Annotated in this window: 22 protein-coding genes; 8 read left to right on the forward strand and 14 right to left on the reverse strand. The window is 29.2% G+C overall.

Features of this window, described 5'->3' with window-relative positions; genetic code table 11:
- Positions 1-62 precede the first annotated feature (62 nt).
- Together ACQ65T_RS09980 and glmM are read right to left on the reverse strand one after the other, a co-directional pair.
- A complete protein-coding gene (locus tag ACQ65T_RS09980; protein WP_430400933.1) occupies positions 63-515 on the reverse strand; it encodes a hypothetical protein in 453 nt (150 codons plus the stop codon).
- Positions 515-1,903 carry a phosphoglucosamine mutase gene (gene glmM / locus ACQ65T_RS09985; RefSeq protein WP_430400934.1) on the reverse strand — a complete coding sequence of 463 codons (1,389 nt, stop codon included), beginning with the start codon at positions 1,901-1,903 and terminating at the stop codon, positions 515-517. The genes ACQ65T_RS09980 and glmM overlap by 1 nt, the downstream gene beginning before the upstream one ends.
- Positions 1,904-2,063: 160 nt before the next feature.
- On the opposite strand from glmM, the gene ACQ65T_RS09990 reads away from it, so the two are divergent.
- The 4 genes from ACQ65T_RS09990 to ACQ65T_RS10005 are packed head-to-tail and all read left to right on the forward strand — an operon-like array spanning position 2,064 to position 8,168.
- Positions 2,064-2,648 (forward strand): ACP phosphodiesterase, encoded by a 585-nt coding sequence (locus ACQ65T_RS09990; RefSeq protein WP_430400935.1) that lies wholly within the window; start codon positions 2,064-2,066, stop codon positions 2,646-2,648.
- A 50-nt stretch (positions 2,649-2,698) separates the two neighbouring features.
- On the forward strand, positions 2,699-4,519 hold the full coding sequence (locus tag ACQ65T_RS09995) for a chloride channel protein (protein ID WP_430400936.1): 1,821 nt from the start codon (positions 2,699-2,701) through the stop codon (positions 4,517-4,519).
- 58 nt (positions 4,520-4,577) lie between these two features.
- A complete protein-coding gene (uvrA, locus tag ACQ65T_RS10000; protein WP_430400937.1) occupies positions 4,578-7,409 on the forward strand; it encodes an excinuclease ABC subunit UvrA in 2,832 nt (943 codons plus the stop codon).
- Positions 7,410-7,442: 33 nt separating this feature from the next.
- A complete protein-coding gene (locus ACQ65T_RS10005) occupies positions 7,443-8,168 on the forward strand; it encodes a TIGR00730 family Rossman fold protein (protein WP_430400938.1) in 726 nt (241 codons plus the stop codon).
- Positions 8,169-8,216: 48 nt separating this feature from the next.
- Here the strand turns inward: ACQ65T_RS10005 and ACQ65T_RS10010 are convergent, their stop codons facing one another.
- Positions 8,217-9,440, reverse strand: coding sequence for a sodium:proton antiporter (locus ACQ65T_RS10010; protein ID WP_430400939.1), 1,224 nt, complete (start codon positions 9,438-9,440; stop codon positions 8,217-8,219).
- 89 nt (positions 9,441-9,529) lie between these two features.
- On the opposite strand from ACQ65T_RS10010, the gene ACQ65T_RS10015 reads away from it, so the two are divergent.
- A complete protein-coding gene (locus ACQ65T_RS10015; protein WP_430400940.1) occupies positions 9,530-10,726 on the forward strand; it encodes an LETM1-related biofilm-associated protein in 1,197 nt (398 codons plus the stop codon).
- Here the strand turns inward: ACQ65T_RS10015 and can are convergent.
- From can to ACQ65T_RS10030, 3 genes are all read right to left on the reverse strand, one after another.
- Positions 10,723-11,358: a carbonate dehydratase gene (can, locus tag ACQ65T_RS10020; RefSeq protein WP_430400941.1), complete on the reverse strand. Its 636-nt coding sequence runs from the start codon at positions 11,356-11,358 to the stop codon at positions 10,723-10,725. The genes ACQ65T_RS10015 and can overlap by 4 nt on opposite strands.
- A 12-nt stretch (positions 11,359-11,370) precedes the next feature.
- Positions 11,371-12,948: a SulP family inorganic anion transporter gene (locus tag ACQ65T_RS10025; protein ID WP_430400942.1), complete on the reverse strand. Its 1,578-nt coding sequence runs from the start codon at positions 12,946-12,948 to the stop codon at positions 11,371-11,373.
- Positions 12,949-13,011: 63 nt separating this feature from the next.
- Positions 13,012-13,299: a hypothetical protein gene (locus ACQ65T_RS10030; protein WP_430400943.1), complete on the reverse strand. Its 288-nt coding sequence runs from the start codon at positions 13,297-13,299 to the stop codon at positions 13,012-13,014.
- Between the two features lie 205 nt (positions 13,300-13,504).
- Here ACQ65T_RS10030 and ACQ65T_RS10035 point away from each other — a divergent pair, with 205 nt between their 5' ends.
- Positions 13,505-14,434 (forward strand): LysR substrate-binding domain-containing protein, encoded by a 930-nt coding sequence (locus ACQ65T_RS10035; RefSeq protein WP_430400944.1) that lies wholly within the window; start codon positions 13,505-13,507, stop codon positions 14,432-14,434.
- Positions 14,435-14,467: 33 nt separating this feature from the next.
- Here the strand turns inward: ACQ65T_RS10035 and ACQ65T_RS10040 are convergent, their stop codons facing one another.
- The 4 genes from ACQ65T_RS10040 to ACQ65T_RS10055 all read right to left on the reverse strand — a co-directional run bounded on the left by ACQ65T_RS10040 (position 14,468) and on the right by ACQ65T_RS10055 (position 16,444).
- Complete coding sequence (locus ACQ65T_RS10040; protein ID WP_430400945.1) at positions 14,468-14,662, reverse strand: hypothetical protein; 195 nt, start codon at positions 14,660-14,662, stop codon at positions 14,468-14,470.
- A gap of 181 nt (positions 14,663-14,843) precedes the next feature.
- A complete protein-coding gene (gene mnmD / locus ACQ65T_RS10045) occupies positions 14,844-15,506 on the reverse strand; it encodes a tRNA (5-methylaminomethyl-2-thiouridine)(34)-methyltransferase MnmD (protein WP_430400946.1) in 663 nt (220 codons plus the stop codon).
- A gap of 6 nt (positions 15,507-15,512) precedes the next feature.
- Positions 15,513-15,950 (reverse strand): hypothetical protein, encoded by a 438-nt coding sequence (locus tag ACQ65T_RS10050; RefSeq protein ID WP_430400947.1) that lies wholly within the window; start codon positions 15,948-15,950, stop codon positions 15,513-15,515.
- On the reverse strand, positions 15,950-16,444 hold the full coding sequence (locus ACQ65T_RS10055) for a DUF4920 domain-containing protein (RefSeq protein ID WP_430400948.1): 495 nt from the start codon (positions 16,442-16,444) through the stop codon (positions 15,950-15,952). Before ACQ65T_RS10055 ends, ACQ65T_RS10050 begins: the two co-directional genes overlap by 1 nt.
- A 192-nt stretch (positions 16,445-16,636) precedes the next feature.
- Here ACQ65T_RS10055 and ACQ65T_RS10060 point away from each other — a divergent pair, with 192 nt between their 5' ends.
- Complete coding sequence (locus ACQ65T_RS10060) at positions 16,637-17,704, forward strand: branched-chain amino acid aminotransferase (RefSeq protein WP_430400949.1); 1,068 nt, start codon at positions 16,637-16,639, stop codon at positions 17,702-17,704.
- A gap of 59 nt (positions 17,705-17,763) precedes the next feature.
- Here the strand turns inward: ACQ65T_RS10060 and ACQ65T_RS10065 are convergent, their stop codons facing one another.
- On the reverse strand, positions 17,764-18,147 hold the full coding sequence (locus ACQ65T_RS10065) for a hypothetical protein (protein WP_430400950.1): 384 nt from the start codon (positions 18,145-18,147) through the stop codon (positions 17,764-17,766).
- Between the two features lie 299 nt (positions 18,148-18,446).
- Between ACQ65T_RS10065 and ACQ65T_RS10070 the strand changes: the two genes are divergently transcribed.
- The gene (locus tag ACQ65T_RS10070; RefSeq protein ID WP_430400951.1) at positions 18,447-19,541 is read left to right on the forward strand and encodes a GyrI-like domain-containing protein; all 1,095 of its coding nucleotides are present in this window, start codon (positions 18,447-18,449) and stop codon (positions 19,539-19,541) included.
- Between the two features lie 29 nt (positions 19,542-19,570).
- On the opposite strand, the gene ACQ65T_RS10075 is transcribed toward ACQ65T_RS10070, so the two are convergent.
- Genes ACQ65T_RS10075 through ACQ65T_RS10085 form a run of 3 tightly spaced genes read right to left on the reverse strand, consistent with a single transcriptional unit; the run spans position 19,571 to position 21,546 of the window.
- On the reverse strand, positions 19,571-20,287 hold the full coding sequence (locus ACQ65T_RS10075; RefSeq protein WP_430400952.1) for a tRNA threonylcarbamoyladenosine dehydratase: 717 nt from the start codon (positions 20,285-20,287) through the stop codon (positions 19,571-19,573).
- Between the two features lie 9 nt (positions 20,288-20,296).
- The gene (locus ACQ65T_RS10080) at positions 20,297-20,950 is read right to left on the reverse strand and encodes a TatD family hydrolase (protein WP_430400953.1); all 654 of its coding nucleotides are present in this window, start codon (positions 20,948-20,950) and stop codon (positions 20,297-20,299) included.
- Complete coding sequence (locus tag ACQ65T_RS10085) at positions 20,950-21,546, reverse strand: DUF1684 domain-containing protein (protein WP_430400954.1); 597 nt, start codon at positions 21,544-21,546, stop codon at positions 20,950-20,952. Before ACQ65T_RS10085 ends, ACQ65T_RS10080 begins: the two co-directional genes overlap by 1 nt.
- Positions 21,547-21,622: the final 76 nt, after the last annotated feature.

Below are 21,622 nucleotides of genomic sequence, written 5' to 3' on the forward strand. Positions count from 1 at the left end.
TATTTTTATAAAAAACAAATACTGCAATAGCTACTAAGAAAAGAATCGGGTTTGACATCTACTTATTTTTTTGGATTAAATTTTGTGTATTTATCCAACCAAACTTCTTTAATAATATATGCCGAAAACTTATGATCTAAAGTAGTATAAACTCTTATTTCGGAATATTCGTTCAATTTAGAATACTTTGCCTTAAACCTATAAATATAACTTTCTTTGTAATATTGAGTTTTAGCTATTTTAAGTTCCGTTAAATTACCAAATCTCTCATTGATTTCCTTACACGTTTTTCGTTCTTCTTCCTCATTCCATTCCCTCACTAACCAAGGAGTTGCAATATCTTTAGTTATTGGCACATATTTGCCTGTCATACAACTTTCAAACTGAGTCTTAGCAAAATCTGTTGCTCTTTGTATGTAAATTGGATCTAAAGTAGATGGTATTGTTTCTCTTTTTTTTGAAGCACAACCAGAAAAAAAAATTGTTATACCTAAAATTAAAAAATACTTATTCATTATATCCCAGCAATTGCCTTGATTTCACTTACAAAACGTTCTGCTAAAACATCCGCTTCTTGTTGGGTTGGCGCTTCTGTATAAATACGAATAATTGGTTCAGTGTTTGACTTACGTAAATGTACCCATTCTGTTGGGAAATCAATTTTCACACCGTCAATCGTAGTTATATCTTCGTTACCGTATTTCTCAGTCATGGCTTTTAAAATGGCATCCACATCAATTTGAGGCGTTAATTCAATTTTATTTTTACTCATGAAATATTGCGGATAACTTGCACGTAATTCGGCAACGGTCATATCTAAACTCGCTAAATGCGTTAAAAACAAAGCAACTCCAACTAAACTATCTCTTCCGTAATGACTTTCTGGATAAATAATTCCACCGTTTCCTTCACCACCAATAATTGCATTGGTTTCTTTCATTAAGGTAACCACATTTACTTCACCTACAGCGCTGGCTTGGTATTTGCCACCGTGTTTTTCAGTAATATCGCGTAAAGCACGAGAAGATGACATGTTCGAAACTGTATTCCCTGGCGTTTTGCTCAATACATAATCCGCACAAGCTACTAAAGTATACTCTTCACCAAACATTTCGCCATCGTTCGAAATAAAAGCCAATCTATCCACATCTGGATCAACAACGATTCCAAAGTCGGCTTTTTCTTCTAAAACCAACTTACAAATATCTCCTAAATGTTCTTTTAAAGGCTCAGGATTGTGCGGAAAATGTCCGTTTGGTTCACAATACAATTCTACAACCTCAACGCCCATTTGTTCTAATAACTTTGGAATAATAATTCCACCAGATGAATTTACACCATCCACAACTACTTTAAACTTACGTTTTGCAACCGCATCAGCATCAACCAAAGGCAAATTTAAAACCTCATCGATATGAATATCCATGTACGCATTGTTTTCGGTAACTTCACCTAAAGAATCAACATCTGAAAAGTCAAACGCTTCTGCTTCTGCAATTTCTAAAATCTTAGCGCCATCTTCTCCATTTAAAAATTCACCTTTTGCATTCAATAACTTTAGAGCATTCCATTGTTTTGGATTGTGCGAAGCTGTAAGAATAATTCCACCATCAGCTTTTTCTAATGGAACCGCAATTTCAACCGTTGGTGTAGTTGACAAACCTAAATCGATAACGTTAATTCCAAGTCCAACTAATGTATTTTGAACTAAATTATGAATCATTGGTCCTGAAATACGCGCATCTCTACCAATTACAACAGTTAGTTTTTCTTTATTTGAATTTTGTTTCAAGAACGTTCCATAAGCCGAAGCAAATTTAACTGCATCCACTGGCGTAAGGTTATCCCCTACTTTTCCTCCTATTGTTCCTCTTATTCCTGATATTGATTTTATTAAAGTCATTTTTTGGGTATTTGGTTTTGGGTTTTAGGCAATTGGCTTCCTACTTGTATAAAAAACAAAGATAGCAAGTTGAAACTAAAAAAAAAACTTGTTTTAATTTACTATATTTACTTTAATATTTTCAACCAATTATCCATTACCAAAAACCTACAACCTTATAATGAACTTTCTAGCCCATATTTTTCTTTCTGGTAATAACGATTTGATTAAGATTGGAAACTTCATGGCCGATGGTATTCGTGGAAATGATTATTTAGAGTATCCTGAAGAAATTCAAAAAGGTGTTGTTTTACATAGAGCTATTGATACTTTTACAGATGCTCATCCTATTTGGCGACAAAGCAAGCATCGACTTCATGAACGATACGGACATTATTCAGGAGTGATTATTGATATTTTATACGATCATTTTTTAGCTAAAAATTGGAATACTTATACTAATGAAAATCTAGAAGATTATGTAAATCGTTTTTATCAATCACTAAAAGATAACTATAAAATTTTAAGTCCGAAAACAAAAAAACTAATGCCATACATGATTGAAAGTAATTGGTTAGTTAGTTATGCTTCCATTGCAGGAATTGAAAGCATTCTTTTTCAAATGGACTATAGAACAAAGCATAGAGTTCATATGCAAAATGCTATACAAGAGCTAAGAGAGTTTTACCCAGAATTTGAAAAAGAATTTACTTTATTTTTTAAAGATTTAATGAAAATGGTTGAAGATTTTCATCTAAATGATTAGCATAGATTTTAATTAAAAAGTAACTTCGCAAAAAATCAAATGGTATTCTAATGACAGAAAAAAAAGTTAATCCTTTTTTTCAAAGTATTGCAAAAAAATTTAAACGTTTAGAGCGGTTTCTTTTTGTTTTAAAAGCAATGCTAACTCCAAGACAATTTATATACTTATCTTGTGTATTAGTAGGAATTTCTTCTGCATTAGCTGTAATTGTATTAAAAACATTTGCACATTGGGTATATAAATTTGCCCAATATTTAGATAGTTTTTTACACCTTCCTTATTCCAATAGTGCTTTTCCAATAATTGGTATTTTACTTACTGTTTTTATTGTAAAAAAAATATTAAATGGTGAATTGCGTAAAGGGACTGCTCAAATTATGAATGCAGTTGCTCGTAAAAATGGGATTCTTCCACGCAAGCAAATGTATTCACAAATTATAACAAGTTCATTTACTGTTGGTATGGGTGGGAGTGCCGGACTTGAATCGCCGATTACTATAACAGGAGCTGCTTTTGGAAGTAATTTTGCTCAAAACTATCGTTTAAGTTACAAAGACAGGACTTTGCTTTTAGCTTGTGGCGTAGCTGCTGGAATTGCTGCTGCCTTTAACGCTCCAATTGCTGGTGTTTTGTTTGCAATAGAAGTTGTTCTAGTGGAAATAAGCATTACGGCTTTTATACCTATTATGATTAGCGCAGCAACTGGAGCATTAATTTCTGCTATTGTTTTAAACGAAGACATTTTAATTAATTTCAAACAAGGAGAATTTTTCGATTATCATAATATTCCATATTACATTTTATTAGGCTTACTTTCAGGTTTAGTTTCTATTAATTATGCTAGAACGTTCAGAAATATCGAAAAATGGTTTCATAAAAAACAGAATGTATACCAAAAAGCATTATTTGGGGCTTTCATGCTAGCTATTTTAATATTCTTTTTCCCTTCACTTTTTGGAGAAGGTTACGAAAGCATAAAGATTTTAGCAAATAATAATCCAGAACGTATTTTAGACAATACTCTTTTAAGCGGATATAAAGATAATAGTTGGGCATTGTTGGCTTTTGTTGGTTTAACCATGTTGGTTAAAGTATACGCAACCGGACTAACATTAGGTTCAGGTGGAAATGGAGGTAACTTTGCTCCTTCTCTTTTTGTGGGATCTTATCTTGGTTTTGTAATTGCTAAATTTTTAAATATTTCAGGAATTGATAAAGATGTTTCTGTTAGTAATTTCACGCTCGTTGGAATGGCTGGAATTTTAAGTGGTTTATTTCATGCACCATTGACAGCAATATTTTTAATTGCAGAAATTACAGGAGGCTATAACTTAATGGTTCCTCTAATGATTGTTTCATCTATCAGTTTTGCCATTTCGAAGCGTTTTGAAAAACATTCTTTTGATATAAAAGATTTAGCCGATAAAGGTGAAGTTTTTACAGATAATCGTGATAAAAATATGCTGAACAGTATTGAGGTTTCAAAACTGATTACTACAGATGTAAAAAGTATAAGAGAATCCAACAGTTTAGAGGAATTAGTTGAAGTTATTAAGACTACAAGTCAAATCCTTATTCCTGTTTTAGACAATGAAAAAAAACAATTAATTGGTTTAATTCGATTAAATGAAATCCGTCCCATCATTTTATCACCATTTCAAGTAAAACATACTTCAGTAAAAGAAATAATTGAACCTCCAAAAGAAATTATTTTTTATGATGAAACAGCCGATACAATGATAGAAAAGTTTGAAAATAGTCAAACTACGTTATTACCAGTATTAAAAAACGGTAAATTCATTGGCTTTATTTCAAAATACCACATTTTAGAAGAATACCGAAAAAAAATAATTTCAATGACAATTGAATAAGTTATTTGATTAGTATTAGAAAATCAAAAACTGTACCTTTGTGTTTTTGCAAAAAACTATGTTAAACACAGACGATACAATTGAGATTATAGGCGCTCGCGTTCATAATTTAAAAAATATAGATGTAACTATTCCAAGAGAAAAACTAGTGGTTATTACTGGTTTATCAGGTTCTGGAAAATCATCTCTTGCTTTTGATACCATATATGCCGAAGGACAACGCCGTTATATAGAAACTTTTTCTGCTTATGCTCGACAATTTCTTGGAGGTTTAGAACGTCCTGATGTTGATAAAATTGATGGGCTCTCTCCCGTTATAGCTATTGAGCAAAAAACAACCAACAAAAGTCCCCGTTCAACTGTAGGAACAATTACCGAGATATACGATTTCTTACGTTTATTATATGCGAGAGCTGGAGAAGCTTTCAGTTATAATTCGGGCGAAAAAATGGTTTCCTATTCTGATGAACAAATCAAAGAGTTAATTCTTGAAAACTTCAATGGAAAACGCATTAACATTTTAGCTCCAGCTGTTCGTTCTAGAAAAGGACATTACCGTGAATTATTTGAGCAAATTGCAAAACAAGGTTTTCTAAAAGTTAGAATAGACGGAGTCATAACTGATTTGACTTACGGAATGAAAGTAGATCGTTACAAAACCCACGATATTGAAATTGTTATTGATAGAATGGCAATTGATAGAAATGAAGATACTGATAAACGTTTAAACGAAAGTATTAAAACGGCAATGTACCATGGCGATGATGTAATGATGATCATTGAACAAGAATCGCAAGAAGTTCGTTTTTTTAGTCGAAACTTAATGTGCCCTTCTTCAGGAATTTCCTATCCAAATCCAGAACCTAATAATTTTTCATTCAATTCGCCAAAAGGAGCTTGTAGCAATTGTAACGGTCTTGGAACGGTTAATGAAATTAACCTGCAAAAAATTATTCCAAACGGAAAATTATCAATTAAAAATGGCGGTTTAGCTCCATTAGGTGAATCAAAAAATACATGGATTTTTAAACAATTGGAACTCATTGCGCATAAGTATGAGTTTAAATTAACTGATCCGGTGGAAACCATTCCGCAAGAAGCAATGAGCATCATCTTGTATGGTGGAAATGAAAAATTTTCTGTGGTTTCAAAAGTAATGGGAATCACTAAAGACTATAAAATTGATTTTGAAGGAATTTCTAACTTTATTAAGAATCAGTATGACGAAAGTGGTTCAGCTTCCATAAAAAGATGGGCAAAAGAATTCATGGACGAATATACGTGTAACGAATGTAACGGCTCACGATTACGAAAAGAAGCATTATATTTTAAACTTGATGATAAAAACATTGGCGATTTAGCACATATGGATATTTCTGAATTATCGATGTGGATTAAAAGTCTACCAAAAACACTTTCAGAAAAACAAAATGCAATTGCAGTTGAAGTTATAAAAGAGATTGAAACTCGCTTACAGTTTTTATTAGATGTTGGTTTAAATTATTTATCCTTAAACAGAAGCTCAAAATCACTATCTGGTGGTGAAGCACAACGAATTCGATTAGCAACACAAATTGGTTCTCAACTCGTTGGTGTTTTATATATTTTAGACGAACCTAGTATTGGTTTACACCAAAGAGATAATGAACGTTTAATAAAATCATTAGAAAATTTACGTGATATTGGAAATTCGGTTATTGTGGTAGAACATGATAAAGAAATGATTGAACGTGCCGATTATGTAATTGACATTGGACCAAAAGCAGGGCGTTTTGGCGGGAAAATCATTAGCGAAGGAACACCAAAAGAAATGTTATTGGGTAATACCATTACTGCACAATACATGAACGGTACAATGAAAATTGAAGTTCCTAAAGAACGTAGAATTGGTAATGGTAAAACATTAAAGCTTTCTGGATCAAGCGGTAATAACCTTAAAAATGTTACAGTTGAATTTCCTCTTGGACAACTTATTTGTGTAACTGGAGTTTCAGGAAGTGGTAAATCTACTTTAATTAATGAGACACTATACCCTATTTTAAATGCACATTTTTTTAATGCAGTTAAAAAACCTCAACCCTATAAAAAAATTGAAGGTTTAGAACATATTGATAAAGTTATAGCAATAGACCAAAGTCCTATTGGTAGAACTCCACGAAGCAATCCTGCAACATATACTGATGTGTTTTCTGAAATTAGAAAATTATATACAATGACACCCGAAGCAATGATTCGTGGGTATAAACCAGGTCGTTTTAGTTTTAATGTAAAAGGTGGTCGTTGTGAAACTTGCGAAGGTTCTGGAGTAAGAACCATTGAAATGAGTTTCTTACCAGATGTATATGTAGAATGTAAAACATGTCAAGGAAAAAGATTCAACAGGGAAACTTTAGAAATACGTTACAAAGGAAAATCCATTTCTGATGTACTAAATATGACTATGGATGAAGGTGTTGATTTTTTTGAGAACATTCCTAAAATCCATCGCAAGTTAAAAACCATACAAGATGTTGGTTTAGGTTACATAACGCTTGGTCAACAAAGCACAACTCTTTCTGGTGGTGAAGCACAACGAATTAAATTAGCTTCAGAATTGTCTAAAAAAGACACAGGAAATACATTCTATATTTTAGATGAACCTACAACAGGTCTTCATTTTGAAGATATTCGTGTACTAATGGATGTAATAAATGTTCTTGTTGATAGAGGAAATACAGTATTAATAATAGAACATAATTTAGACGTAGTAAAACTAGCAGATTATATTATTGATATTGGTTATGAAGGAGGAAAAGGCGGAGGACAATTAGTAGCTAAGGGAACACCAGAAGAAATTATAAAAAATAAAAAAAGCTATACTGCTCAATTTTTGAAAAAAGAATTATCTTAGCAGGCTTGTTTAATTTTAAAAAAAGGAAAGAATATGGCTTTAGAGCAATACGAAAACGACGATCACAGAATACAAGAGAAGTTTAAACAAAAAACTTGGAACGAAATACGTACAAACGATTCATGGGCAATTTTTAAAATCATGTCAGAGTTTGTAAACGGGTATGAAGCAATGGGAAGAATTGGTCCATGTGTTTCTATATTTGGTTCCGCAAGAACAAATCCAGAAGACAAATACTATTTATTAGCTGAAAAAATAGCATATAAAATTAGTAAAGGTGGTTATGGAGTAATTACTGGTGGTGGACCTGGGATAATGGAAGCAGGTAATAAAGGAGCTCATTTTGGTGGGGGAACTTCTGTAGGTTTAAATATTGATTTACCATTTGAACAACATTTCAACCCATATATAGATAGAGATAAAAACTTAAATTTCGATTACTTCTTTGTTAGAAAAGTAATGTTTGTAAAATATTCTCAAGGATTTGTTGTAATGCCAGGTGGTTTTGGAACATTAGATGAGTTGTTTGAAGCGATTACATTAATTCAAACTAAGAAAATTGCTAAATTCCCTATTATCCTTGTTGGAACTGAATTTTGGTCAGGTTTAATGGAATGGGTAAAAGCAACATTGCTTGATAAATTTAGTACCGTAAGTCCTGGAGATATGGATTTATTTACAATTGTAGATAACGAAGATCAAGTACTTGAAGCACTGGATAATTTCTATAAGAAATTTAATTTATCACCAAACTTCTAATAAAAAAGGCTCAATTAAATTGAGCCTTTTTTATTATATTATATTATATTATATTGGAACATCTATATCTACAGAAAGAGTGTCTTCCTTTTGTTTTTCTACAGCTACTTTTTCTTGTTTATTAAACATTAAACCAACCATCATAAATAAGGCTGACAACACAATTACTTGAATAATTAACGCTTTACTTACAAACGGAATTCTATTGGCTTCAGGTATACTTAAAAACAGTAAAATGGTAATTAAACCTCTAGGTGCAATAAATAATAGAGGCATTAATTTTACTTTAAAATAAGCAAGCTGTAACGCTCTAATTAAATAAATTAAAATAATTATTCCTAGTGCAATTTCTAATGTCTCAGGATTTAAAATATCTTCAGTTTTCATTAAAAAACCAAACAGTAAGAAAAATAAAGATCTAATTAAAAAAGCAGCTTCAGTTATAAGTTCTTTAAATTTTTGAACTTCTTTATCTAATTGTTTTGGTTTTAACTTATTTATCCATTGAAACCTATCGAGCTCATCAAAATTTTCCATTATTAAACCAAAAAACATAATAAAAATTAACGCTGGTAAATGGTAAACTTCTGAAACCGCAAATATTAATATTATCAATAAGGCAATTGGTGCAAACTTTACATGATGATTTATTCTACTTAATAAAAAGGCTAGAAATGCAGTAGCTATAAATGAAATACCAATCATTATTAATATCTGTAAACCAAAATTCATTACCGAATTAAAGTCAATTACAGCATTTAAAACTATAAAATTGAAAAACAAAACTCCAATAATATCAGATAAACTACTCTCATATATTGCAAATTCTTTATTAAAAACATTTAAATGGCCAACACTTGATATTGCAATTGCGCTACTTATAATACACAAAGGAATTGCATTTATTAAACCATCTTTAAAACTAATTTCTAAAATATAACTAAAAGCAAAGGCAATTATAGCCGCAGTAATAATTAAAGGAACAATTGCTGTAATTAAGGTCTTTCTAACAAATGGAAATTTTTTCTTATTTAGTTTTAATTCTAACGAACCCTCAAGTACTATAAGTACTAATCCTACAGAACCTAAAATTGGAAGTAATGGATTTAAATCTGGAATTACGATATGAAAAACATCTGTTGCTTGTTTAGCAACCCAACCTAAAATAAGCAGTAAAATTACCGAAGGTATTTTTGTTTTAGAAGATGAAATAGTAAATATATATGCCAAAAGCAATAAAGTACAAATAGTAATTATAATAGCAAAATTCATATATTTTTTTTAGCAAGATAAAAATTGTTTTGGAAATTAAACAATTTAAAAAAAAGTTTTTTCTAAATTTGACCTAACATTTAACACCCATGATAAACCCTTCAATTACCGGTTGGATAGACAAGTTTTTTGTCGAAAACGAATCAAATTTTATTGATTATTCAAACGGTTATGATACTTTCTATTCAGAAATTAGAGAATCAGGATTTATTTATGGTCATGTTATTTCATTAAACTTAAAATCTAGTATAGATCTTAAAGGTTTATCTCATGATGAAATTACAAAAATAGCTTTACTTAACTCTATGTTTTCTATATATAGAATAGTAAAACATGATGCAGAAAAAGATGTTTTTGTAGAACAAGTTAATCTTTTCTATAAAAAAATTCAGCACGAAAATTATAATTTTCTTAATAAGTTATTTCCATCTGGAAGTCAGTCTTCAATTCTTGAAAACAATATAAATGATAGAATTCAAACTAATAATAATATTATAAGCAAAAATTTTTCTCATATAATAACCAATGCTTTATTATTTTTAGATGTATTAGCCTTTCACCATTATTTAATAATAGGAGAACTTACAACAAAGCATTTAAAAGATTTTGAACTTAGTTGTATAAAAATAGTTTCTTTAGCCTTTTCAATCAAGAAAGAAAAGTCAAATTATGATGAATTACTTATAAAACTTTTTGAAAACTCACTACGATATACCAAGTTTAAAAGTGTTGAAAATTTACAATTAGAAACAATTCCATTGGACAAATATATTTTTGAAATTGAAAAACTATACCTGTTAGACTTAGCACAAATGGCACTTTGGAGTGATGAATTATTAGAAGTTGATGAAGTAATATTCTTGAGTAATTTAACTCGTAAACTTGAAATTTCAGAAAAAAATCTTTTCGAAAGCACAACTACTATTAATGTTTTCATAAAAGAACATAAAAAAGAAATTCCGTTTTTTAATTATTCAAATCCGGTAAAGCATTTTTATGATCAAACTAATAATACGGTTACAAAACTAATAACAAGAAATAAAAAAAGGCTTACTAAAGAAATTATTCAGAGTAAAGAATTAATGATTTTATTAGCTCAATCTACAACAAGAGAACTTGATTCTGATGAAAAAAAGAAAGTAAAAAAACAGTTATTAGACATTTGTAAATCTGTGCCATCGTTAACTATTTTTTTACTTCCTGGAGGCGGAATATTATTACCTATATTAATAAAATATATTCCTCAATTATTACCATCTGCTTTTAATGAAAATTTAGAGGACTAAAATTTCAATTGATAAACATTAGCTAAATCCTTATCACAGCTAAAATTTACTCCTAAATCTGTCACATAACCAGAATTTAAGCCATATACCCAACCATGAATACTTAGCTCTTGTCCGTTTTTCCATGCAGATTGGACAATCGATGTCTTAGCTAAATCGAACACTTGTTCTTTAACATTTAACTCAACAAATTTATTGAAACGATCACTTTCATTTTCAATTGCATCTAATTCTTTTTGATGAAAACGATAAACATCTTTAATATGACGAACCCAGTTATCTATAATTCCAATTGAGCTATTTCCCATAGCAGCTTTTACTCCTCCACATCCATAATGACCGCAAACAATTACATGTTTAACTTTTAACGCATTTACAGCATAATCGAGTACGCTTAACATATTCATATCACTATGAATTACCATGTTTGCAATATTTCTGTGTACAAAAACTTCACCTGGTTCAGCTCCTATAATTTCATTTGCAGGAACACGACTATCAGAACAACCAATCCATAACAATGGAGGTTGTTGCCCTTCTGCTAAATTATTGAAAAAATCAGGGCTAATTTGAAGTTTCTCTTCTACCCATTTTTTATTATTTTCTATTATTTTTTTATAAAAATCACTCATAACTATATTTGATTAAATTGATTGTTTCTTTAATTTGAAAAATTCTATAAAACTTTTAGGATTATCAACAATTCCTCTTTCTGATTTTAAATGTATACTAATATTTTTATTCTTCGCTTGAATAATAAAGTCTTCTAAAATTTCTACAATATCATAATCTAAATAAGTAGTCTTTCTTATATCTAATTCTAACTTAGTGTTCTCTGGCAAACTGAATAATTCTTTTTGGATTGCTGCTTTATTTAAAAATGATATTTCTTCCGCAAAAGTCATTTGAACAAGATTAGTTTTTTCATCCTCTATTTTGTGTAAAAAAATAGAGTTTTGATAATTTTTAATTAATACAACAACAAAACCAATTGCCAAACCTGTAAAAATGCCATACAATAAATTAGTGAAAACGATTACAACAACTGTAACAATAAATGGTAAAAATTGTGTCCAACCAAGTGAAAACATTTTTTTAAACAGCGATGGTTTTGCTAATTTAAATCCTACAACTATTAAAATTGAAGCTAAAACTGATTTTGGAATATGATTTAAAACAGTAGGAATTGCTAAAACAGAAATCAACAAAAACAAACCATGTAAAATAGCTGACATTTTTGTTTTAGCATTAGATTGTACATTAGCTGAACTTCTTACAATAACTTGAGTTATTGGTAAACCACCTATTAAGCCAGAGGCAATATTCCCAAAGCCTTGTGCAAATAACTCTCTATTTGTAGGTGTAATATTTTTTTCTGGATCTAGTTTGTCTGTAGCCTCAACACTCAACAAAGTTTCTAAACTAGCCACAAGCGCTAGAGTAAATGCAATTGTAAATAGTTCAATTGTAAAAATTTGACTAAAATCTGGAAAGCTCAAAAAATTTCCAAACTCACTTATACTATCAGGAACCGGAACTTGAACCAAGTGCATTCCATCTATTGAAAAATCGCTTGTTGAACTGAAAATTATTTGCAAGATTGTTCCAACTACAACAGCAATTAATGAACCTTGAATTGTTTTAAAAAAAAAATGTTTTTTAGATAAAATATTATCCCAAAATAAAATAATAATTAATCCTAAAGCTGCAATTATTAATGAACCTAAAGTAATATTATCTATAACATGAGCAATTGCAGAAAAAGTATTTTCACCCGATTTTTCAATAAAACTATCTGCCCCCTCTGCCTCTGTATCATAACCAAAAAAATGTGGTATTTGCTTAAGAATAATAATGATTCCTATACCAGTTAACATTCCTTTAATAACACTGTTTGGAAAATAATAACCTATAACCCCCATTCTTAAAACTCCAAATAGAATTTGAATTACACCTGCCAAAACAACAGCAGATAAAAACAACTCAAAACTACCCAAGGTCGCTATAGCACTAGCAACAATAGCTGCCAAACCAGCAGCAGGACCACTAACTCCAATTTTAGATTTACTGATAGACCCTACAACTACTCCGCCTATAATACCAGAAATTAATCCCGATAAAGGGGGAGCATCACTGGCTAATGCAATTCCAAGACATAAAGGAAGTGCAACGAAAAAAACAACAATACTCGCAGGAATATCGTTTTTTAAATATTTGAACATAAATGATTTTTTAATTAAATAATAATTTAAAACTCCTTTTAAAAAGAAGCATTTTAAAAAAAACTATATTAATTCTGGTGGTGGAAGAAAAATATTTGGAGAAATAGAATTTACTTTTCTATCATTTAAAACTGAATATTTTACTTTTTGAGAACCTTCAAAATCTATCGTTAATGGAATTGAATAATTTGAAGGAATTGTTTTTATTTCATTAAAATCATTTGGACTCTCTTCCTCACTCATATTAAAAAAACATGAGGTATCTGTATCATTGTTAATGACTGATACAATTGTAGGTGTAGAAAGGAATAGTATAAAAATACCCAATACAATTTTACATAAAAACTTCATATGACAAATATAAATTATATTTATGTAAAAAATAAAAATATAGCGCTTAAATATAAAACACACACAATAAATCATAATTTTTTAAAGCATAATAAATCCATATTTATTTTATTTTCAAACACTTAAACATATATCTGAAAATAAACACTTGTTTATAATAAATTTAACTGATACTTTTTTTATTTTTATCAAAAAAAATTATAACATGACAATTACACAATTGCATTACGTTTTAGCTGTTGCTGAATACAAAAATTTCACGCTCGCAGCAGAAAAGTGTTTTGTTACCCAACCTACATTAAGCATGCAAATTCAAAAATTAGAAGATGAATTAGATATTTTAATTTTTGATAGAAGTAAAAAACCTATTCAACTAACAGAAATAGGAGCTAAAATTGTAAATCAAGCACAAAACATTGTAAACGAAGCTGGGAGAATTAAAGATATTGTTGAGCAACAAAAAGGTTACATTGGAGGAGAATTTAAGGTTGGAATTATCCCAACTATAATGCCAACTCTTCTCCCTATGTTTTTAAATACTTTTATTACTAAGTACCCAAAAGTAAATTTAATAATTGAGGAAAACACAACTGAAGAAATTATTGCTAAACTTAAGAATGGTCATTTAGATTGTGCTATTGCAGCTACTCCATTAGAAGAAGATACTATAAAAGAAATTGTCTTGTATTATGAACCTTTTGTTGCTTATATTCCAAATGCGAAAGAATTAAATAAAAAAGAGATAGAAATTTCAGATTTAGATTTAGACACAATATTGTTACTTCAAGACGGACATTGTTTTAGAAACAGCATTTTAAATTTATGTAAAAACAATTCTCTTCTTAGTCAGAACCATTTTCAAATAGAAAGTGGAAGTTTTGAAACACTAATAAAATTAGCTGACGAAGGTCTAGGGATTACATTGTTACCTTATTTACATACTTTAGATTTAAATGATATAAATAAAAGTAAATTACTCAATTTTAAAAATCCGAAACCTGCCAGAGAAGTAAGCCTTCTTTATCCAAAAAATGAATTAAAAATTCACATTATTGATGCTTTACGAAATACAATTTCTGGAGTTGTAAGAGGCGCTATTGCATTTAACGATGTTGAAATAATAAGTCCAAAATAAAAAAAGGTCCGCATTTGCGGACCTTTTTTTATTTTAGTTTATGTAAATTAAACATTGTCTTAATTCAGGTTTTTCTTCCGTAAATTGCAACAGCCAGTTTCGTAGTTGGTCAATTTCGTATGGTAGCAATACTTTTAATGCTTTTTCTAATTCTTTGCAAAAAAGTTTGGGATCAAAACTTACTCTTTCAAGTATAGATTTAGTATAAGAATACATAGTTCTGGACATACTTTAAATAAAATTTTGGTTAGACTAGGGATAAGAACATGTTGTAAATATAATTATTTTTTTTGAAAAAATATTATACAATCTTTATAAAAAATACTAAAGTTTTATTAAATTTTTAATTTAACAAGTAAAACATTAATACATAATGATTTACATCTTAAAAACATTAATTAAAATATTCTTAAATCTTAGTCGCTCTAAGCATTTCTCGTTTTCCCGGAGCTCCAGGTAATTTTTCAACTTTAAACCCAGCTTTTAGCATTGCTCTTTTAATAGAACCTCTACACGCATATGTAACTAAAACACCGTTTATTAATAACGAATTATACATTGCTTGAAAAATCTCTTCACTCCATAATTCAGGTTGAACTGAAAATCCAAAAGCATCAAAATAAATCAAATCATAACACTCAATATCATTAATATCTTGAAACAGTTGTTTTCTTTTTGTGATTTTGAATTGAGGCGAAATTTCGTTTTCTACTCCCCAATCTAAATGATGCATGCTATCATAAACACCTTGTTCCGATTTAGCATTTAACTCTTGAACATAGTTAAGAACTTTTATTTCTTCATGTGAAACAGGATAAGCTTCAACTCCAATATAATTAATTTGAGTATTCGTTTTTTTAGCTTCTAAATATGTTATAAAAGCATTTAATCCTGTTCCAAAACCAATTTCAAGAATGTTTATTGAGTTTTTGTTTATTTGAGAAAAACCAGCATTTATAAAAACATGATAGGCTTCTTGAATAGCTCCATTTTTAGAATGATATGTTTCGTTCAATTCTGGAATATAAATAGAACTAGAACCATCGTTAGTTATAATGATCTCTCTTTTCAACGTGTTTTAATTTATATATAGCTTTTTGATTCTTGGAATAGGTCCGCCACATTTTACTTGATGACATTCTATACAAGCATTAATTCCGTTATTAAAGTGTTCCTTTGCATTTTCAGGATCTTTATAAATTAATTCTTGTGCAAGAATAAATTTAGTAGATTGTTCTTTAAAAAAAGCGTCTTTATCTGTATCATCAGTTAAAACTGCTTCATGAATTTTAGTAAAATGTTGAGGAAATTGACCAATAGTGTCTCCTTTAAGAATTCTCTCTTTTAATCGCTCATTATCAACATACATTTGTTCCATTAAAGCTGCCATTTCTGACATTTGATACATTTCAAATTCTTCAGTACTTTCAGTTGTTTTTTCTACAGATTCTTCTTTCTTAGTATTACAACCAAGAAAGAAACATACAGATAGAATTAGTATAAAAATATTTTTCATTATTTAGATATTAAAACCCCATTTGCCATAAATGAATAGGTTGTTTTAGGAGCAACAATACTATCAATAGCAGCTTGAGATTTACCTGCATCTTTAGCATAATGTTTTAATTCATCAACACTTTCAATGCTAACATATGCTTTACCTTCAACAATAACATCTTTATTTTCAGCATTCATAGGTACAAAAAAAGCATAATCTTTAAATTTCACAAAAGCAGAATTATCATTCTCTAACGCAACATTCATCCAACAACCTTTCTTTTGACAAATATCATTAATTTTTGAAGTAAATTTTACATCAACAGTATCACCTTCTTTCAAAGATTCAAATTTAGACATCATTTCTGCACTTGAAAGAGCCCCATCGTTTGAAATTGAATCACCAAAAACAGCGTAACTCTCAGTTACTTTTATTTCTTCTTTAACTTCTTCTTTTTTACCGCAAGAAACCGCAAAGACAGCAAATGCAAGTAAACATGTAATTTTTTTCATTTTTCTTAGTTTTAGATTTATCACAAAAATAAATTAAATACTCTAAACATTAATATTTAATATGTTAATAATATCCTTAAAATTAATCATAGGTTAACTTAAAAACAAACATAATTTTATTAGTTTTGCAATTGTAAAGAATTATAAGGATTTTCAATCTGATAATTTCAAATAACATTTAATCATTTCATAATGAATTTACCAACAATCAAGGATATTGATATTACTAAAGCCCCAAGCTCTAAAATTGACCAAGTTGATTTCGAAAATTTAACTTTTGGAAACGTTTTTACTGATCATATGCTTGTTTGTGACTATATGGATGGAGTATGGCAAAAACCAAGTATTGAACCTTATGCTCCATTCACAATTGACCCTTCTGCAAAAGTATTTCACTATGGTCAAGCTATATTCGAAGGAATGAAAGCTTATAAAGATGAATCTGACGATGTTTGGTTATTTAGACCTGATGAGAACTATATGCGTTTTAACAAAAGTGCAACTCGTATGGCAATGCCTGAAGTTCCTGAAGATGTGTTTTTAGGAGGTCTAAAACAATTGTTGAAAATTGAGAAAGAATGGGTTAAAAAAGGGAAAGGAAACACTTTATATATTAGACCGTTTATGATTGCTACCGGAAGTGGTGTTATCGCTGCTCCTGCAAAATTTTATAGATTTATGATTATACTTTCTCCTGCGAAAGCATATTATTCAGGTGAAGTGAAAGTACTAATTGCGGAACATTTTAGTCGTGCTGCAAATGGAGGAATTGGAGCTGCTAAAGCTGCAGGAAATTATTCTGCTCAATTTTATCCAACAAAATTAGCGAACGATAAAGGTTTTCAGCAAATTATATGGACAGATGATGCTACTCATACAAAATTAGAGGAAGCTGGAACAATGAACGTATTTTTTAGAATTAATGATACTTTGTTTACTGCTCCTGCAAGTGAACGAATTTTAGACGGAGTTACTAGGAAAAGTATTATTGACTTAGCAAAAAGAGAAAACATAAACGTTGAAGTTCGTTCGGTTTTAGTTTCAGAATTAATTGAAGCTGCGAAAAATGGAAGTTTAAAAGAAATATTTGGAGCAGGAACAGCAGCAGTTGTCAATCCTATTGTAGGATTTTCTTATAAAGAAGAATATTTTGAATTACCAAAAATGGAAAATTCATTCGCAATTGAAATAAAAGAAAAATTAACTAATATTCAATATAAATTAGCTGAAGACACATTTGGCTGGACCGTTAAGATATAATTGACGTTTTACTCTATAATTTAAAAAAAAGTGCTTTTCAGATTTGAAAAGCACTTTTTTTATTTTAAAATTTCCTCAAAATTTGGTTTAAAGTAATCTGGACCTTTCATTACTTTTCCGTCTTCTCTGTAAATTGGTTTCCCATTCGCCCCAAGTTTACTCATGTTACTATTTTGAATTTCATCAAAAACCTCTTCAATTTTATGTTGCAAACCATGTTCTAAAATCGTTCCACATAAAATATACAACATATCTCCAAGCGCATCAGCAGTTTCTACAATGTCATTATTCCTTACTGCCTCAAGATATTCTTCATTTTCTTCTCGCATTAATTCAAAACGCAAATCATTTTTTTGTGGCCCTAAATCGGCTTTCATTTCATAACTAACTCCTAATCCAAAGGTTTCATGAAACTTTTGAACTGCTTTTAATTGTTTTTGCATAAAAATATAAATTTTAAAACATAAATATATCTAAATGATTTTTTGAATTCTTATTTTTACAAAAAAATTATAATTATGTTTTCAACAGGTCAAACTTACTTTGCAATTTTCTTTATAATTATTTTTTCAATCATTATGACTTATGTATATAGAAAGGATTTAAAACAATTAAAATTACAATACAAAGGTGTTTATTGGATTTTCTTTTCATTTTTAACTTTTATCTTGTTATTATTTGTAATTAAATTCTTTTTGAAAGATTAATTTTATATTTTTGAGGTAATCCACATTACAGATAAATGAAAATTACTAAATATATTCTTCTTTTATTATTATTACTTTCTATTGCTTTTATTGTATTTATTGCTACCCAGCCAAATGAATATGAAATAAAAAGAGAAAAAATGATAGCTACTTCAAAAGATAATGTATTTAATTATGTAAATGATATCACAACTTGGGAAGATTGGTTTAATCTGAAGGATTTAGATCCAAGTACTTCAATTTCTTACACCGAAACTACTTCAGGAATAAATTCAGGTTTTACATGGAATAGTTCAACTTCAAACGGTAAAATTAAAACCACTGAGTTTACATTAAATAAATCTATTAACCAAGATTTTTATTTAAACGAAGAATTGCACAAAATTTCTTGGCTTTTTACAGAAACAAACAAAGGAACAAAAGTCAATTGGTCAATGAAAGGGAAATTATCTTTCAAATGGAAGTTCAATGCACTTTTAAAAAATGGAATGGATGATGTATTTGGAGATATTTTCCAGAAAGGAATTGATCAAATAGAAAAATACCTAGTAAATGAGTTAGAATCTATGAAAATAACTCATCAAGGCATTGTAACTAAACATGCTACTAATTTTATTCAGCAAAAAGATTCTTGTTCTATTGATGATTTTCAATTGAAATCTAAAAAAATGTTACAAAACATGATTGAATTTGTTGAAAACAATGAAATTAAATTATCAGGTTTACCATTTGTTATGATTGATAAAAGAGATGAAAATTTAAACTCTATAAAGTTTGCAATGTGCGTTCCTGTAGAAGAAGAAATATTAACTACAGAAGGAAGTGAAATATCTGGCAATCGTTTTGATGAATTTTTAGCTTATAAAAGTACACTTACTGGAGACTATAAACATCTTAAAAAAGCAAGAAAAAAAGCAATTGATGAGTTATTAAAGCTAAACTATTTACAAGATAATAGCAATAAATACATTGAAATTTATAAAGTCAGTTTACCAAAAGTAAAAAATCCATCACAATGGGAAACAGAAATTTATTTTCCTGTTAAGAAAAAAGTAATTAAACCTACAATTGTAAATCCTATAGAGATTCAAACAAATACAGAATTAAATAGCCTAGAAAATATTGAATAAAAAAAGCGAAGTTTAAAACTTCGCTTTTTTTATTTTTTTATTATATGTTTCACAACAGTTTCTGCTGCATGTAAACCAAATAATGCTGGCATCCAACTGTTAGTGCCGTAAAAAGATTTTTTGAAATTTGTACCATCAGTTAGTTTGAGACTTTTACTATCTGGTATTTCAGCTGAATAAACCGCTTTTACACCTTTATCAATTCCAACTTTTTTTAATCTTTTACGAATGTTTTTAGCTAACGGACAATATTCCGTTTTACTAATATCGCGAACGGTAACTTTTGCAGCATCATACTTGCCACCAGCTCCCATATTACTTATTAACTTCACTTTTTTTCGCTTTGCAGCAATAATTAAGTTCATTTTTGGAGTTAAACTGTCAATACAATCTAAAACATAATCAAACTCTGGCGAAACTAAATCATATGCTCTTTCAGGAGAAAGAAACTCTTCTATTCTTGTAAGTTGTAATTCTGGGTTAATATCTAAAAGTCTGTCGCCTACAATCTTAACTTTTGGTTGACCAACTGTTGAGTGTAAAGCAGGTAACTGTCTGTTAATATTTGTAATATCAACTGTATCTCCATCTACAATACTCATTTTCCCTACTCCTGCTCTGACTAAGAATTCGGCAGCAAAACTACCAACTCCTCCTAGTCCAACAACTAAAACATTAGCTTTATTTAGTTTATTAATTCCTTCTTCTTTAAAAAGCAATTCTGCTCTTTCCTTCCAATTTCCCATTTATATATGTTAAACTTTATTTTTAAATACTTGATTGAAATTCATCATTACATTTTTTTTCAAGTCTTCAATATTTACATTCTTTACATTTGAAGCTTTTTCATAAACTTCAACAATTGTCTCCTCAATGGTATCCGTTTCTAAAAAAATTCTATCAATAGGTGCAAAATTAAAAACATTTTCCAAATCTGGATTTCTTAATAAATATTTTCCAAAAGAAAGATAAAATCCGTTATCCAATAATGATTTTGCAACTTGGTAATTTTTAGAAAAACCATGAATAATCATTGGGTTTTGAATGTTCAGTTCCTTTTTAATTTCAATAACTTCTTGAAAAGCCGCAACACAATGCAAAATAATAGGTTTATGTGTACTTTGCACTAATTCTAATTGCTGCTTAAAAACTTCGATTTGAATATTTAAAGGTATTGCAATTCGTTTATCTAATCCACATTCACCTAAAGCCAAACATTCCTTTAATAAGAGTTTATCATGTAAAATATATAAATCTTCAGTTAATCGGTTTTCATTTATATGCCAGGGATGAATTCCTATAGAATATTGAGGAACTTCTTCATTAAACTCCCAAGGATATTGATTTACAACCTCTAATATTGTGTCGTCATTTGAAAACGAATGTGTATGTAGGTTTATAAATTGCATTAATCATGAAATTTTTTAACACCAGCTTTGATTTCGATATTTAAGTCGTTTTCCAAAGGTACAATTGGACAAGAATATTCATAATTATAAGCACAATAAGGATTATACGCTTTATTAAAATCGATTGTTACTTTATGCCCTTGGGGAATTCGCATATCAATATATCGTCCACCAATATAACTTTCTTTACCATTTGTTAAATCAGAAAACGGCAAAAACAAATAATCTTTATAATCTTGTAGCTTTATTAAATCGATGTTCTGATATACATTCAATTTCATTTCTTTACCTTCTAAAGTAAAATGTAATTCTCCGTATTTTTTATACAAAGGAGTTCTATCTGTAGAAGTTTTCATTTGGAACGTTTTCTCTTTTTTTGTTCTTATTAAAACAGCCTCTACAATATATTTTTTGTCAATTGAAAAAAACTCTAAAGCTTTAAAATGACTTCTATCTTCTTCCGTTAAAGGACTTTTAAGAGAATCTGCAAATTCTATGTTAAGTTGTTGTTGGTATTCCAAACTTGATTGCTTGTTTTTATCTTGAGCGTAAACAGAAGATGTCACTAAGAGAAGAATTAGAAAGAGATTTTTCATAGTTGAAATTTTTACAAAAATATATATTTTATATAACATTCATTTCTTTTTCAGTTTTGTATTTTTGTGTTTTACA

Origin of the sequence: Flavobacterium sp., from assembly GCF_965284515.1 — a bacterium.
In the GTDB taxonomy this organism is placed as follows: Bacteria; Bacteroidota; Bacteroidia; order Flavobacteriales; family Flavobacteriaceae; genus Flavobacterium.

Coding starts and splice junctions, on each gene's coding strand:
- ACQ65T_RS09980 (WP_430400933.1), bottom strand. CDS start 515: ATGAATAAGTATTTTTTAATTTTAGGTATAACAATTTTTTTTTCTGGT.
- can (WP_430400941.1), bottom strand. CDS start 11,358: ATGAGTGATTTTTATAAAAAAATAATAGAAAATAATAAAAAATGGGTA.
- ACQ65T_RS10080 (WP_430400953.1), bottom strand. CDS start 20,950: ATGCAATTTATAAACCTACATACACATTCGTTTTCAAATGACGACACA.
- ACQ65T_RS10015 (WP_430400940.1), top strand. CDS start 9,530: ATGATAAACCCTTCAATTACCGGTTGGATAGACAAGTTTTTTGTCGAA.
- ACQ65T_RS10055 (WP_430400948.1), bottom strand. CDS start 16,444: ATGAAAAAAATTACATGTTTACTTGCATTTGCTGTCTTTGCGGTTTCT.
- ACQ65T_RS10075 (WP_430400952.1), bottom strand. CDS start 20,287: ATGGGAAATTGGAAGGAAAGAGCAGAATTGCTTTTTAAAGAAGAAGGA.
- ACQ65T_RS10005 (WP_430400938.1), top strand. CDS start 7,443: ATGGCTTTAGAGCAATACGAAAACGACGATCACAGAATACAAGAGAAG.
- ACQ65T_RS09995 (WP_430400936.1), top strand. CDS start 2,699: ATGACAGAAAAAAAAGTTAATCCTTTTTTTCAAAGTATTGCAAAAAAA.
- ACQ65T_RS10085 (WP_430400954.1), bottom strand. CDS start 21,546: ATGAAAAATCTCTTTCTAATTCTTCTCTTAGTGACATCTTCTGTTTAC.
- ACQ65T_RS10070 (WP_430400951.1), top strand. CDS start 18,447: ATGAAAATTACTAAATATATTCTTCTTTTATTATTATTACTTTCTATT.
- ACQ65T_RS09990 (WP_430400935.1), top strand. CDS start 2,064: ATGAACTTTCTAGCCCATATTTTTCTTTCTGGTAATAACGATTTGATT.
- ACQ65T_RS10060 (WP_430400949.1), top strand. CDS start 16,637: ATGAATTTACCAACAATCAAGGATATTGATATTACTAAAGCCCCAAGC.
- ACQ65T_RS10065 (WP_430400950.1), bottom strand. CDS start 18,147: ATGCAAAAACAATTAAAAGCAGTTCAAAAGTTTCATGAAACCTTTGGA.
- ACQ65T_RS10030 (WP_430400943.1), bottom strand. CDS start 13,299: ATGAAGTTTTTATGTAAAATTGTATTGGGTATTTTTATACTATTCCTT.
- glmM (WP_430400934.1), bottom strand. CDS start 1,903: ATGACTTTAATAAAATCAATATCAGGAATAAGAGGAACAATAGGAGGA.
- uvrA (WP_430400937.1), top strand. CDS start 4,578: ATGTTAAACACAGACGATACAATTGAGATTATAGGCGCTCGCGTTCAT.
- ACQ65T_RS10040 (WP_430400945.1), bottom strand. CDS start 14,662: ATGTCCAGAACTATGTATTCTTATACTAAATCTATACTTGAAAGAGTA.
- ACQ65T_RS10035 (WP_430400944.1), top strand. CDS start 13,505: ATGACAATTACACAATTGCATTACGTTTTAGCTGTTGCTGAATACAAA.
- ACQ65T_RS10010 (WP_430400939.1), bottom strand. CDS start 9,440: ATGAATTTTGCTATTATAATTACTATTTGTACTTTATTGCTTTTGGCA.
- ACQ65T_RS10050 (WP_430400947.1), bottom strand. CDS start 15,950: ATGAAAAATATTTTTATACTAATTCTATCTGTATGTTTCTTTCTTGGT.
- ACQ65T_RS10025 (WP_430400942.1), bottom strand. CDS start 12,948: ATGTTCAAATATTTAAAAAACGATATTCCTGCGAGTATTGTTGTTTTT.